Below are 13,558 nucleotides of genomic sequence, written 5' to 3' on the forward strand. Positions count from 1 at the left end.
TGGTATGACCGGGCCGAACTGGCAGGCGGACATGATGGACCGCCTGGACGACAAATCGGCGGCGACCGGCCCCCCGGCCGCGGTGCAGCCGCCTGCCCAGCACCAGGCACCGGTGCCGGTGGAGCAGACGATGACGCCTCCGCCGGTGCCGACCGGTGGTGGGTGGGGTGCACCTGTGCCTCCGCAGCAGCAGGTGCCCCAGTACGAGCAGGCCCAGTACGAGCAGCAGCAGTACGGCCAGCAGTACCAGCAGCAGCCGGCCCCGCAGCAGCCCCCGCCGCAGCAGTACCAGAACCCGCAGTACCAGCAGCAGTGGCAGCAGCCGCCGCCTCCTCAGCAGTACCAGCAGCCGTACTACCCGCAGCAGCAGGAGTATCAGCAGCAGCCTCCGCCGCCTCCACAGCAGCAGCAACAGCAGTGGCAGCAGCCGCCGTATCCGCAGTACCAGCAGCCGCCGGTCCAGCAGTACGAGCAGCAGTACCAGCAGTACCCGCCACCGCAGGGTGACGGCAGCTGGAACGCTCCCCAGCAGCAGGAGTCCGGCGGCTGGGACAACCCCACGCCGGACGGCGGTCCCGGGCGGCAGGCCTACACGCCGCAGTACCAGGACCCCCTGGCCGGAGCGTTGCCGGTGGCAACGAACACGGTCGGCCTGCAGCACGAGGACAAGCCCGGCGGCTTCTTCCGCAAGATCGGCCGGTTCGCGGCCGAGGCGGCGTACATCGCCGGTGCGTCGGGCCGGATGCAGCGCGACGTCGAGAACATCGCGGTGATCCGCCGCCCGATCGGGATCGGCCGGATGATCGGTGTGCTCGGCCCGGTGCCGCAGAGCGGCACGTCCACGGTGACCGCGCTGCTGGCCGACACGATCGCCTCGCAGCGCAGCGACCTGGTGCTGGCGGTCGACGCGTTCCCGCTCGAGGGCAAGCTCACCCACCGGCTCGACCAGGGCATCGCGAACACGCCGAACTCCCGCGTCCAGCTGGCTCGGGCCGAGTCGACGGCGGACGCGATCAGCGACGTGTTGGCCGCGCGCAACGTCGGCGGCGCGAACCAGATCCCGATCTCGCTGGTGGACTGCCCGGCCGGCCTGTTCGACGAGGCCACGGCGTACGTCGCCGGCTCGGCGCACGCGGTCGCCGTGGTGATCCCGACCGCCCGCGAGGACGCACCGGCCAGCATCGCGCAGCTCGACCAGCTCACCCCGGAGGGTCAGCAGATGCTGGTCCAGAAGGGGCTGGTGATCATCGCGGAGAACCGGCCGGACGACCCGGAGCCGGTCCGCTGGCTGCAGTCGGCGGTCTCGGACCGCGGTCTCGGGTACGTCGTGCTCCCGTACGACGCCCACTTCCAGCACGCCTGGCCGCTGCGCCCGGAGATGCTCGAGCCGGCCACCCGGCGGGCCGCACTCGAGATGGCCGCCCGGCTGGTCGAGCGCGCCACCCGTTGAACAAGTTTCCCGGCGGACTTGAACCGATCACCGGTTCTGCTCGTTTGTGGTTAGTACATCCAGGTTGACGGAGGCCAGATTCATGACTGACCAGACGGACAGACGATCGGTACTGCGCGGAGCCGCGGTGGTCGGTCTCGCCGGCGTGGGCGCGCCGCTGCTCGCCGCGTGCGGTGACGACGGAGACGCCGGCGGCACGCCGAGCAGCACCCAGACCAGTTCCGCCCCGAGCGACGCGCCTTCCTCGGCGCCCAGTTCGGCGCCGTCCAGCACCGGTGGCCCGGTGCTCGGCCCGGCCTCCGACGTACCGGTCGGCGGCGGCGTGATCTTCAAGGACGCGAAGGTGGTCGTCACCCAGCCGACCGCCGGGCAGTACAAGGGTTTCACCGCGGTCTGCACGCACATGGGCTGCATCGTGGCGAAGGTCGAGAACGGTGAGATCGACTGCAACTGCCACGGCAGCAAGTTCAACGCCGCCGACGGCAGCGTGAAGAGCGGCCCGGCCCGCGACCCGCTGGCCGCGGTGAACGTCGCGGTACAGGGCGGCAACATCGTCGGCCCGGCCTGACGCTCGTTCGGAGGGGTACGACGAAGGACCCGGCCGCTGCGCCGGGTCCTTCGTCGTACAGCTGACTACTTTTGGGCTGCCGGGTCGACGGCGCCGACGAAGAGCAGCTTGTTCGGGGAGCCCTCGCCCGGCTCGCCGACCTTGTCGGGCGTGGAGGCGCCGAGCAGCGCGGTGGCCACGTCGGCGGGCTTGGCGTCCGGGTGGTCGGCCAGGTAGAGCGCGACCCCGCCGGCCACGTGCGGCGTGGCCATCGACGTACCGCTCATCGTGTCGGTCGCGTCCGGCCCGGTGATCCCGACCGACTCCACGTCGACCCCCGGCGCGAACAGGTCGACGCACTTGCCGAAGTTCGAGAACGACGCCTTGGCGTCGGTGTCGTCGGTCGCGCCGACCGTGATCGCCGACGGCTCCTTGGCCGGCGAGGTGGTGCAGGCGTCCGCCGTGTCGTTGCCGGCCGCAACGGCGTAGGTGACCCCGGAGTCCACCGACGCCTTGACCGCCGCGTCCAGCGCCGCGTCCGCACCGCCACCGAGGCTCATGTTGGCCACCGCCGGCTTCTTCGCGTTCGCGGTCACCCACTCGATCCCGGCCACCACGGACTCGGTCGAGCCCGAGCCGGCGCAGTCGAGCACCCGGACGCCGAACACCTTCGCGCCCTTGGCCAGACCGTAGGTCTCACCGGCGATCGTGCCCGCGACGTGGCTGCCGTGCCCGGCGCAGTCGATGCCTTCCTTGCCGTCGCCAACGGTGTCGGTGCCGACCGAGGCGCGGCCGCCGAAGTCCTTGTGGTCGGGGTAGATGCCGGTGTCGATCACGTAGACGTTCACGTTCTCGGCGGTCGACGAGCCGGTGTACTTCTTGTCCAGCGGCAGGTCGCGCTGGTCGGCCCGGTCCAGGCCCCACGGCGGGTTGTCCTGGTTCGCCTTCACGGTCTGGTTCTGCTGCACGAACGCGACCCGCTCGTCGCCGGCGAGCTTCTTCGCCTGGTCCTCACTCATCGACGCGGAGAAACCCTGGATCGACGCGCTGAACTGCTTGCGCACGGTCGCGTCGTACGACGCCGCCAGGCTCTGGGTGGTGGCCTTGGTCGCCGCGACGGACCGTTCGCCCTTCAGGACGACGACGTAGCTCCCGGGGATGGCGGTCGCGCTGCCGGCGCCGCGGACGGTCGCGGCGGCCGGTTCGTCGGCGTTGCTGGCCAGTCCGGTGGTCACCAGTCCGGTGACGGCCAGCGCCGACGCGGCGACGCCGCCGAGCACTGCTCTGGTACGGCGGGACGAGATGTTCGGGGACATGGGCGGTATCTCCCTCTGCGAGTTGCGTGCGGCCCGGTGCCTCACGCTCGGTCCTGCCGTACACCCTGGGTGACAGACCGTGCCCGCCGCTCATCCCAACCGGTGATCAGTTCCGAGGTATGGGGCGCTCCGCAACAGAACCGTCGGGCGACCGCAACGTGCTGCTCGGCGTGCCGACCGGGGTCGTGCTCGGCGTCACCACGGGCGTCTCGGTCGGAGTGGGAGTCGGAGTAGGCGTTGGGGTCGGCGTCACCGGGGGAGGAGTGACCGGCGTCGGCGGTACCAAGTAGAGCAGCTTGTTCGGCGACCCGGTCCCCGGGTCCTTCACCGCGTCCGAGGTCGCTGCCTCCAGCAACGCCTTGGTCACCTGCTCGGGCGTCGCCTCCGGGTTGTCCGCCAGGTACAGCGCGATCGCGCCCGCCACATGCGGTGTCGCCATCGACGTACCGCTCTTCACATCGGTTGCCTCCGGCCCCGTGATCCCGACCGACTCGATGTCCACGCCCGGACCGAACAGGTCGACGCAGGCGCCGTAGTTCGAGAAGTTCGCCCGGGTGTCGCTCCGGTCGGTCGCGCCGACCGTCACCGCCGACGGCTCCCGCGACGGCGAGACCCCGCAGGCGTCCGCGCTTTCGTTGCCTGCAGCAACGGCGTAGTTGATGCCCGAGGCCACCGACGCCTTGACCGCGGCGTCCAGCGCCGGGTCGGTGCTTCCGCCCAGGCTCATGTTCGCGACCGCGGGCTTCACGGCGTTCGTGGTGACCCACTCGACCCCGGCGACGACGGACTCGGTGGTCCCGTTGCCGGAGCAGTCGAGAACCCGTACGCCGACCACCTTCGCGGCCTTCGCCACGCCGTACTTGGTGCCGGCGATCGTGCCCGCCACGTGACTGCCGTGCCCGGCGCAGTCGACGCCGTTCTGGCCGTCGCCGATGGTGTCGGTCCCGATCGACGCCCGGCCGTCGAAGTCCTTGTGCTCGGCGTAGATGCCGGTATCGATCACGTAGGCGTGCACCGCGCTCGCGGTGGTGTCGGAAACGAACTTCTCGTCCAGCGGCAGCGTGCGCTGGTCGCTGCGGTCGAGGCCCCATGGCGGGTCGTCTTGCGTTGCCTTGAGTACCTGGTTCTGCTGCACGAAGCCGACCCGCGGGTCGGCGGCGACCTGTTGGGCCTGCTCGGGGCTCATCGCCGCCGAGAAGCCGCGCACCGACGCGTGGAACTCACGCCGTACGGTCACGTCGTACGTCGACGCGAGGCTGCGATTGGTGGCCCGGGTCATGTCCTCCGACGGCGTCCCGCTCAGCACGACGATGTAGCTGCCGGGAACCGCTGTCGGGCTGTTCGCCTCCAGCACGGTCGGCTCGAACCGGTCGGTCTCGGGAGCGACCCGCGCGGCGGCGGGGAGGGCCGCGGAGCAGGCCAGGACAGCGGTGAGCGCGCCGGCCAGCGAGCGCGAGGTGGTGAACGGCTTCATCGATGACTCCCTGACTCGGCACACAGCGGGTCACCGTCGACGCTAGAACCGCGGTCCCGGGCGGCGGCGCCACCGACCGGGAGCAGAGTGGAAGCCGTAACAAGATCTCAGCCGGGCCGAGACGTCAGCGCTTCCGGAAGTTGTCGTACTTGCGGACGGCGAACGCGTACGCCGAGTCGGCCAGCGGTACGAGCTCCTTCAGCGTTGCCTCCGACGGCGAGACCACGCAGATCCAGTACTGCGGGGCGTAGACCGGATGCGGCATCACGGTGTCGAGTGCGGTGTAGTCGATGTCGTCCGGGATGGATGGAAACAGGTCGAGGTAGTCGGCCTTCGGCAGCCCGAGGTTGAGCCGCTCGACCCCGGGGCGGTCCAGGTTCGAGGCGCTGTCGTAGACGTCGGAGGTGACCAGCGTCGCCCACGGCATCTGCCGCTCCGGCGGGAGGTCGCCGGCCGGGTCGTAGATCCAGAACGTGTCGCCGTTCGCGGTCAGGGTCCGGCCGCCGGGCCGGTCGAGGTACTCGTCGAGGTTCATGCCTTCAAGCGTCTCATTGAAGCTGCAGTGGAGACTTTTCGCCGCTGAGGGCAGTACCGGCGAGCGTTGTCGGCGCGGCGAACTAGGGTGGTGCGGTGGCTGATCCATCGTCGTACCGCCCGGCTCCGGGCTCCATCCCCGACTCGCCCGGGGTGTACCGCTTCAGCGACGCCGGCGGCCGGGTGATCTACGTCGGCAAGGCGAAGAACCTGCGCGCCCGGCTGTCGTCGTACTTCCAGGACCTGGCCAACCTGCACCCGCGGACCCAGTCGATGGTGACCACCGCGGCCAAGGTCGACTGGACCGTGGTCTCGACCGAGGTCGAGTCGCTGCAGCTGGAGTACTCCTGGATCAAGGAGTACGACCCGAGGTTCAACGTGAAGTACCGGGACGACAAGTCCTACCCGTGGCTCGCGATCACCCTCAACGAGGAGTACCCGCGGGTGATGGTCGGCCGCGGCCAGAAGAAGAAGGGCATCCGGTACTTCGGTCCGTACAGCCACGCCTGGGCGATCCGCGAGACCGTCGACCTGCTGCTCCGGGTCTTCCCGATGCGCTCCTGCAGCAAGGGCGTCTTCAACCGGCACCGCCAGATCGGCCGGCCCTGCCTGCTCGGCTACATCGGCAAGTGCGCCGCGCCCTGCACCGGCCAGGTCAGCCAGGAGGAGCACCGGCAGATCGTCGACGACTTCGCCGCGTTTCTTTCCGGCCAGACCGCCACGTACGTGCGCCGGCTGGAGAAGGAGATGAAGGCCGCCGCGGCCGAGCTGGAGTACGAGCGGGCCGCGAAGATCCGCGACGACCTCGCCGCGCTGGAGAAGGCGCTGGCCAAGAACGCGGTCGTCCTCGGCGACGGAACCGACACCGACGTGGTCGCGCTCAGCGAGGACCCGCTCGAGGTCGCGGTGCAGATCTTCTACGTCCGCGGCGGCCGGATCCGCGGCCAGCGCGGGTTCATCGCCGATAAGGCCGACGGCACCGCGACCACCGGCGACCTGGTCTCGCGGTTCATCCAGCAGATGTACGCCGCCGAGACCGCCGACGCGATCCCGCGCGAGATCCTGGTGCCCGTCGTACCGGACGACGAGGACGCGCTGACCGAGTGGCTGTCGGAGCTGCGCGGGTCGCGGGTCTCGATCCGGGTCCCGCAGCGCGGCGACAAGAAGGCGCTGATGGAGACCGTCGAGCGGAACGCGCTGCAGACGCTGACCATGCACAAGACCAAGCGGGCCAGCGACCTGACCACTCGCAACCAGGCGCTGGAGGAGATCCAGGCCGCGCTGGACCTGCCCGAGGCGCCGCTGCGGCTGGAGTGCTACGACGTCTCGAACCTGCAGGGCACCGAGGTGGTCGCCTCGATGGTGGTCTTCGAGGACGGGCTGCCGCGCAAGAGCGAGTACCGGCGGTTCGTGATCAAGGGGGTCGAGGGGCAGAACGACGTCGCCTCGATCGCCGAGGTGCTCACCCGCCGGTTCAAGCGGCTGCTCGACGAGCGCGCGACGGTCCCCGAGGACGAGGACCCGACCGCGAACCTGATCGACCCCGAGACCGGGCGGGCGAAGAAGTTCTCCTACGCGCCGGGTCTGGTCGTCGTCGACGGTGGTCCGCCGCAGGTCGCGGCCGCGCGGCAGGCGATGGACGAGCTCGGTCTCGGCGACATCCCGGTCTGCGGCCTGGCCAAGCGGCTCGAGGAGGTCTGGCTGCCCGACGACGAGGACCCGGTGATCTTCTCCCGGACCTCCGAGGGGCTGTACCTGCTGCAGCGGCTGCGCGACGAGGCGCACCGGTTCGCCATCACCCACCACCGCAACCGGCGCTCGAAGTCGATGGTGGAGAGCGTGCTGGACGACGTACCGGGTCTGGGGGAGGTCCGTCGCAAGACCCTGCTGCGGCACTTCGGCTCGCTGCGCAAGCTCCGGTCGGCGACCGTCGACGAGGTCGCCGACCTGCCCGGGTTCGGCCGCCGTACGGCGGAGTCGGTGATCATCGCGGTGAACGCTGCCGCAACGAAGGCCGACACCGGCCGGGCGCCGTCGGTGAACACCGCCACAGGCGAGATACTGGACGACGACGGACCGGGGCCCGCTGGTCCGCCGAACGGGGAGATCCGAAACTGATGGACCAGTCCAGTGGCAACTTGATCATCGTGTCCGGGATGTCCGGCGCCGGCCGCAGCTCGGTGGCCGACGTGCTGGAGGACCTCGGCTGGTTCGTGGTCGACAACCTGCCACCCATGTTCCTGACCACGATCGTCGAGCAGGTGGTCGGCACCGGCGCCTCGCCGCGGCTGGCCGTCGTCGTCGACGTCCGGACCGGGATGTTCTTCGACGAGCTCGGTGGCGCGCTGGAGGACCTGCGCACCAAGGGGTACCGGCCGCAGGTGCTGTTCCTGGAGGCCAGCGACGACGTGATCGTGCGCCGCCAGGAGAGCGTTCGGCGCCCGCACCCGCTGCAGGGCGAGGGCCGGCTGCTGACCGGGATCCAGCGCGAGCGCGCGCTGCTGGGTGACATCCGGGCCGGCGCCGACCTGGTGATCGACACCTCGAACCTGAACATCCACCAGCTCGCCGCGAAGATCGTGAACGCCTTCGGCGACGAGGAGAACGCCGAGCTGCGGGCGACCGTGGTGTCGTTCGGCTTCAAGTACGGCATCCCGGTCGACGCCGACGTGGTGGCCGACATGCGCTTCGTCCCGAACCCGTACTGGCAGCCCGACCTGCGCCCGATGACCGGCCAGGACAAACCTGTGTCAGACTTCGTCCTCGGTCATCCGCTGGCCCAGCAGTTCCTGCAGAACTACGTGGACGTGCTGGACACCCTGCGGACCGGTTATCTGAACGAGGGCAAGCGGTTCGTCACGGTCGCGATCGGCTGCACCGGTGGAAAGCACCGGAGTGTGGCGATGGCCGAGGAGATCGGGCGCCGGCTGCGGGAGAAGGGGTCACCGACGTTGGTGGTGCACAGAGATCTGGGGCGGGAGTGACGAGGGCTCCACGAGTCGTCGCACTGGGCGGCGGGCACGGTCTCGCCGCGAATCTGTCTGCGCTGCGTCAGGTCACCGACCAGCTGACCGCCGTCGTCACGGTGGCTGACAACGGCGGTTCGTCGGGGCGCCTGCGCAAGGAGCTCGGCGTGCTACCGCCGGGTGACCTGCGGATGGCGCTGGCCGCGCTCTGCCGCGACGACGAGTGGGGCCGGACCTGGGCCGACGTGCTCCAGCACCGGTTCCGCAGCGACGGCGCGCTGCACGACCACGCCGTCGGGAACCTGCTGATCGTCGCCCTCTGGGAGCTGCTCGGCGAGGCTGTGGACGGGCTCGACTGGGTGGCCCGGCTGCTCGGCGCTCAGGGCCGCGTGCTGCCGATGTCCGCCGTACCGCTGGACATCACCGCGCGGGTGATCGGGCTCGATCCGGCGCACCCGGAGGCGATCACCGAGATCCGCGGCCAGACCGAGGTCGCCACGACCGAGGGGCACGTCGTCGACGTCGCGCTCGACCCGGCCGATCCGCCGGCCTGCCCGGAGGCGCTGGTCGCGGTCGCCGAGGCCGACTGGGTCGTCGTCGGGCCGGGCTCGTGGTTCACGTCGGTGATCCCGAACCTGCTCGTCCCGGCGCTGTGCCGTGGGCTGGAGCAGACCAGCGCGCGGCGGCTGGTGACGCTCAACCTCGGCGAGCAGAAGGGCGAGACCGACGGGTTCTCGCCCGAGACGCACCTCGAGGTGCTGGCCGCGCACGCGCCGGAGCTGCGGATCGACGTCGTGCTGGCCGACGAGGGGCACGTGCCCGACCCGGCGTCGTTACGGCGTACGGCGAGCTCGCTCGGCGCGGAACTGGTGGTCGCGGACATCGCCGACGACCACCAGCAGCTGCACCACGACTCCGCCAAGCTGGCGAAGATCTACCGCGAGCTGTTCGCCTGAACCCGGCGGCCCCGAACCCCTCAGATCGGGGCCGGCCGGATTCAGCGTCGTGGGACGGGCCGGCTCAGCACCGGCCTGCCTGGGGTCAGCGCCTCGGGAAGACCGGGGCGCGCTCGGCGGGCTTGCCGCCGGGGACGCCGACCTGGTCGTTCTGGAACGGGTTCGCGTTGAAGCGGGCGACCTCGCGGCCCTGGGCGTCGGAGAAGATCGCCCAGATCGGCGCCGACGGGTCACCGACCGTCGTCCGGTGCGAGGACCAGAGGAAGAAGCCGTCGTTGACCACGGCCGGCGTCAGCGCGCCGTCGGCGGTCTTGAAGTCGACCTTGCTCACGCCGGCCGGGACGACGCCCTTCGAGCCGTTGCCGTCGGCCCAGACGACGTACGGCTTGTCGGCGGTCACCGACTGGCGCTGGTAGTCGTCCTTCGGGCCGGTGCTCGCGCTGTTGTCCAGGCAGTAGGCGAAGCGCTGGCGGTCGGGGGAGACCAGGACGGCCTGGAACCAGCTGCCCGCGCCCTGGGAGACCGCGACCTTCCAGCTGTCGATCGAGTCCGAGCCGCCACCCGCCTGGCCGACGCTGCGCCGGTACTGGCTGTCGGCGGCCGAGCAGCGCTCGAGCACCTGGGCGTCGCTCAGCCCGATCTTGCCCGGGACGACCTCGCCGGTCTTGCTGTCGACCGTCACCGTGTCGGCCGGCAGGCCGAGCCCGGCGGCCGGGGTGTCGTCGCCGCCCTGGCCGGGCAGCACGGCGACCGCCGTGGCAACGCCGGCGACCGCGACCGCGCTCAGCGCGACGGCGCCGAACCGGCGGACCCGCTGGCTCTTGCGGCCGCGACGGAGCACATCGTCGACGGTGTGCCGCATCGGCTCGGCCGAGTCGTCGGCCGCCGAGTCCAGCAGGTCCTTGATGTCGCTGCTCATGACAGCACCCCTTCGTTGTCGTTGATCGCGGCCGCGTCGTCGCCGTCGCCTGTCACCAGGTCGGGGCGGTTCAGCTGCTCGCGCAGTGCGGTGAGACCGCGGGAGGTCTGGCTCTTGACCGCGCCGGTGCCGATGCCGAGCACCTGGGCGGTCTCATCGATGCTGAGGTCGGCGTAGTGCCGCAGGACCACGCAGGCCCGCTGCCGCTCCGGCAGCCCGGCCAGCGCCTGCACCACCGCGAGCCGCTCGTCGACGGCACCGGAGTGGTCGGCCAGCGAGCGGTCCGGCACCGAGTCCTCGGAGAACTCCCGGCGCCAGGGTCGCTTCGCCTGGTCGAGCACCACCGACACCACCGCGCGGTGCGCGTAGGTGGTCAGCCCCGCGGTGTGATCGAGCCGGTCCCACGCGCGGTAGATCCGGACCAGGGCGTCCTGGGCCGCATCCTCGGCGCGGTGCCAGTCACCGCACATCAGGTACGCCGTACGGCGCAGGCGGCGTAAAGCCGCTGACGCGAACTCCGTGAAGTCCGCCTCACTGCGTCGTCGCATCCGTGCTCCTCCCGTGGCTGTCGGAAGAGGAACGACAGCCGTACCCCGAAAGGTTGCCACGAAGGCCGGGGCAATCGCGTAACACCGGTCCGGGTGGGGACGTTGAACCCGGGGAACACCTGGCCCGCGGCGACGGTTGGTCCGATTACCGGGCGAGGGTCTTTGACAGCAGTGGGAGGATTTCGTACATGGCGATGACAGCACAGGTGAAGTCCGAGCTGACCAGCATCCAGGTCACCAAACCCTGCTGCCGCAAGGCCGAGGTCTCCTCGGTCCTGCGCTTCGCGGGCGGGCTGCACCTCGTCTCCGGCCGGATCGTGGTGGAAGCCGAGCTGGACAGCGCCCGGGCCGCCCGCCGGCTGCGCAAGGACATCGCGGAGATCTTCGGGCACCCGTCCGAGGTGGTGGTGATCTCGCCGTCCGGGATCCGCAAGCAGACCAAGTACGTCGTCCGCGTGGTCCGCGACGGCGACGCGCTCGCCCGGCAGACCGGCCTGGTCGACAACCGCGGCCGTCCGGTCCGGGGCCTGCCGCCCGCGGTGGTCTCCGGGGCGTCCTGCGACGCCGTGGCGGCCTGGCGCGGTGCGTTCCTGGCCCACGGGTCGCTGACCGAGCCGGGGCGCTCCTCGTCGCTCGAGGTGACCTGCCCGGGTCCGGAGGCCGCGCTCGCGCTGGTCGGTGCCGCGCGGCGGCTCGGGATCGGGTCGAAGGCCCGCGAGGTACGCAACGTCGACCGTGTGGTGATCCGCGACGGCGACGCGATCGGCGCGCTGCTCACCCGGCTGGGTGCGCACGAGTCGGTGCTGGCCTGGGAGGAGCGCCGGATGCGCCGCGAGGTGCGCGCGACCGCGAACCGGCTGGCCAACTTCGACGACGCGAACCTGCGGCGCTCGGCGCGGGCCGCTGTCGCTGCGGGTGCGCGGGTGGAGCGGGCGCTGGAGATCCTCGGGAACGACGTACCGGATCACCTGCAGGTGGCGGGCAAGCTGCGGCTGGAGCACAAGCAGGCCAGCCTCGAGGAGCTCGGCCAGCTGCACGAGCCGGCTCTCACCAAGGACGCGGTCGCCGGCCGGATCCGCCGGCTGCTGGCGATGGCCGACAAGCGGGCGTCCGACCTGGGCATCCCGAACACCGAGGCCAACCTGACGCCGGAGATGCTCGACCCGGCCTGATCGTGTCCGTTCAGTGATCTTCGGTCGGTTGACCGGAATTCCTGCGTCGCTTGGATGGACGCATGGGAACAACCGAGGAAGAAGCCGCCGCACTCGACCGGATCCACCAGGAAGCGATCAGGCGTGAAGCCGAGGCACTGAAGGCCGCCGACGCGGCCCGCAAGGCCGCCGAGGAGGCGGCGAAGAACCAGGGCAACATGGTCGCCGCCGAACCGACCGGCTGGCCTGAGGTCGAGGCCAAGTCCGGTCCGGTGACGGCGATCGCCGGCAAGCTCGGCATCGGCAAGGCGGGTGATCTCGCACTGGCCAAGCAGCTGCTGGACAGCGAGCGTCGGCCCGGCACCAAGCCCGAAGCTTCACGGGGTGACGGCGCCCGGAGCAGGCCGTCGAGTGCGTTCGCCCGCCCGGCAACACCCGCAGTGGAACGCTGACCGGCGCAGTAGTCGTCACCAGTGGGACTACTGGTATTCATGCATCGGCCCCGGGGAATCCCCGGGGCCGCTGTGCGTGTGGTGGTCTGGTCCGGTGGTCTTTGCGGACCTCGGGGTGGTCTCATGTGGACGCTACCAGTGGAGCAAGTGGGCTGTTGGGCTAGTGTTTCGGCTGTAGCGGCAGTGCTCGACAGCTAGTTCAAGGAGACGTAGTCCCGTGACCGTACGCGTAGGTATCAACGGCTTCGGCCGGATCGGCCGTAACTTCTTCCGCGCCGTGCAGGCGTCCGGTGCCGACATCGAGGTCGTCGCCGTCAACGACTTGACCGACAACCAGACCCTGGCCCACCTGCTGAAGTACGACTCGATCCTGGGCCGCTTCCCGGGCGACGTCACCGCGACCGACGACGACATCACCGCCGCCGGCCACACCTTCAAGGCGTTCGCCGAGCGCGACCCCGCCAACCTGAAGTGGTCCGACGTCGGCGCCGACATCGTGATCGAGTCGACCGGCTTCTTCACCGACGCCACCAAGGCCAAGACGCACGCCGACAACGGCGCCAAGAAGGTCATCATCTCCGCCCCGGCGAAGAACGAGGACCTGACCGTCGTGATGGGCGTCAACCACGAGCTGTACGACGCCGACAAGCACACCGTCATCTCGAACGCCTCCTGCACCACGAACTGCCTCGCCCCGATGGCCAAGGCCATCCACGACGCGTTCGAGATCCAGCAGGGCCTGATGACCACGATCCACGCCTACACCCAGGACCAGAACCTGCAGGACGGTCCGCACAAGGACCTGCGCCGCGCCCGCGCCGCGGCCCTGAACGTCGTCCCGACCTCGACCGGTGCCGCCAAGGCGATCGGCCTGGTCATGCCCGAGCTCAAGGGCAAGCTCGACGGCTACGCGCTGCGCGTCCCGGTCCCGACCGGCTCGGCCACCGACCTGACCGTCAACGTCGGCCGCGAGACCACCGCCGAAGAGGTCAACGCCGCCGTCAAGGCCGCCGCCGAGGGCCCGCTGAAGGGCTTCCTCAAGTACACCGAGGACGAGATCGTCTCCACCGACATCGTCACCGACCCGGCCTCCTGCATCTTCGACGCCGGCCTGACCAAGGTGCTCGGCAACCAGGTCAAGGTCGTCGGCTGGTACGACAACGAGTGGGGCTACTCCAACCGCCTCGTCGACCTGGTCAACTACGTCGGCGCCTCGCTCTGACGTTCTTCCTTTCCACAGCTTGC

General features: G+C 70.5%; 13 protein-coding genes. 8 read left to right on the plus strand and 5 right to left on the minus strand.

Going from position 1 to position 13,558, the window contains the following annotated elements:
- Window positions 1-4: 4 nt before the first annotated feature.
- Window positions 5-1,450: a hypothetical protein gene (locus AB0M01_RS26510; RefSeq protein ID WP_363674042.1), complete on the plus strand. Its 1,446-nt coding sequence runs from the start codon at window positions 5-7 to the stop codon at window positions 1,448-1,450.
- Window positions 1,451-1,532: 82 nt separating this feature from the next.
- The gene (locus tag AB0M01_RS26515; RefSeq protein WP_363674044.1) at window positions 1,533-2,018 is read left to right on the plus strand and encodes a Rieske (2Fe-2S) protein; all 486 of its coding nucleotides are present in this window, start codon (window positions 1,533-1,535) and stop codon (window positions 2,016-2,018) included.
- 65 nt (window positions 2,019-2,083) lie between these two features.
- Here AB0M01_RS26515 and AB0M01_RS26520 read toward each other — a convergent pair whose 3' ends face one another.
- From AB0M01_RS26520 to AB0M01_RS26530, 3 genes are all read right to left on the minus strand, one after another.
- Window positions 2,084-3,313, minus strand: a complete 1,230-nt coding sequence (locus AB0M01_RS26520; RefSeq protein WP_363674046.1) for a S8 family peptidase — start codon at window positions 3,311-3,313, stop codon at window positions 2,084-2,086.
- A gap of 106 nt (window positions 3,314-3,419) precedes the next feature.
- Window positions 3,420-4,787 (minus strand): S8 family serine peptidase, encoded by a 1,368-nt coding sequence (locus AB0M01_RS26525; RefSeq protein ID WP_363674048.1) that lies wholly within the window; start codon window positions 4,785-4,787, stop codon window positions 3,420-3,422.
- A gap of 124 nt (window positions 4,788-4,911) precedes the next feature.
- Window positions 4,912-5,322 (minus strand): DUF6194 family protein, encoded by a 411-nt coding sequence (locus AB0M01_RS26530; RefSeq protein WP_363674050.1) that lies wholly within the window; start codon window positions 5,320-5,322, stop codon window positions 4,912-4,914.
- Window positions 5,323-5,417: 95 nt separating this feature from the next.
- Between AB0M01_RS26530 and uvrC the strand changes: the two genes are divergently transcribed.
- The 3 genes from uvrC to yvcK are packed head-to-tail and all read left to right on the plus strand — an operon-like array spanning window position 5,418 to window position 9,243.
- Complete coding sequence (gene uvrC, locus AB0M01_RS26535; RefSeq protein WP_363674052.1) at window positions 5,418-7,439, plus strand: excinuclease ABC subunit UvrC; 2,022 nt, start codon at window positions 5,418-5,420, stop codon at window positions 7,437-7,439.
- Window positions 7,439-8,305 carry an RNase adapter RapZ gene (rapZ, locus tag AB0M01_RS26540; RefSeq protein WP_363674054.1) on the plus strand — a complete coding sequence of 289 codons (867 nt, stop codon included), beginning with the start codon at window positions 7,439-7,441 and terminating at the stop codon, window positions 8,303-8,305. Before uvrC ends, rapZ begins: the two co-directional genes overlap by 1 nt.
- A complete protein-coding gene (gene yvcK, locus AB0M01_RS26545; RefSeq protein WP_363674056.1) occupies window positions 8,302-9,243 on the plus strand; it encodes a uridine diphosphate-N-acetylglucosamine-binding protein YvcK in 942 nt (313 codons plus the stop codon). Before rapZ ends, yvcK begins: the two co-directional genes overlap by 4 nt.
- Window positions 9,244-9,328: 85 nt before the next feature.
- On the opposite strand, the gene AB0M01_RS26550 is transcribed toward yvcK, so the two are convergent.
- Both AB0M01_RS26550 and AB0M01_RS26555 read right to left on the minus strand, forming a co-directional pair.
- Window positions 9,329-10,162, minus strand: coding sequence for a hypothetical protein (locus tag AB0M01_RS26550; protein WP_363674059.1), 834 nt, complete (start codon window positions 10,160-10,162; stop codon window positions 9,329-9,331).
- Window positions 10,159-10,710 carry a SigE family RNA polymerase sigma factor gene (locus AB0M01_RS26555; RefSeq protein ID WP_363674061.1) on the minus strand — a complete coding sequence of 184 codons (552 nt, stop codon included), beginning with the start codon at window positions 10,708-10,710 and terminating at the stop codon, window positions 10,159-10,161. Before AB0M01_RS26555 ends, AB0M01_RS26550 begins: the two co-directional genes overlap by 4 nt.
- 188 nt (window positions 10,711-10,898) lie before the next feature.
- On the opposite strand from AB0M01_RS26555, the gene whiA reads away from it, so the two are divergent.
- The 3 genes from whiA (at window position 10,899) to gap (ending at window position 13,535) form a co-directional block, all read left to right on the plus strand.
- Window positions 10,899-11,882 (plus strand): DNA-binding protein WhiA, encoded by a 984-nt coding sequence (gene whiA / locus AB0M01_RS26560; protein WP_184794734.1) that lies wholly within the window; start codon window positions 10,899-10,901, stop codon window positions 11,880-11,882.
- A gap of 62 nt (window positions 11,883-11,944) precedes the next feature.
- Entirely contained in the window at window positions 11,945-12,313 is a 369-nt protein-coding gene (locus AB0M01_RS26565; protein WP_363674063.1) for a hypothetical protein, read from the plus strand.
- 217 nt (window positions 12,314-12,530) lie between these two features.
- Window positions 12,531-13,535, plus strand: coding sequence for a type I glyceraldehyde-3-phosphate dehydrogenase (gene gap / locus AB0M01_RS26570; RefSeq protein ID WP_363674065.1), 1,005 nt, complete (start codon window positions 12,531-12,533; stop codon window positions 13,533-13,535).
- Window positions 13,536-13,558: the final 23 nt, after the last annotated feature.

The organism is Kribbella sp. NPDC051770 (assembly GCF_040681455.1).
In the GTDB taxonomy this organism is placed as follows: Bacteria; Actinomycetota; Actinomycetes; order Propionibacteriales; family Kribbellaceae; genus Kribbella.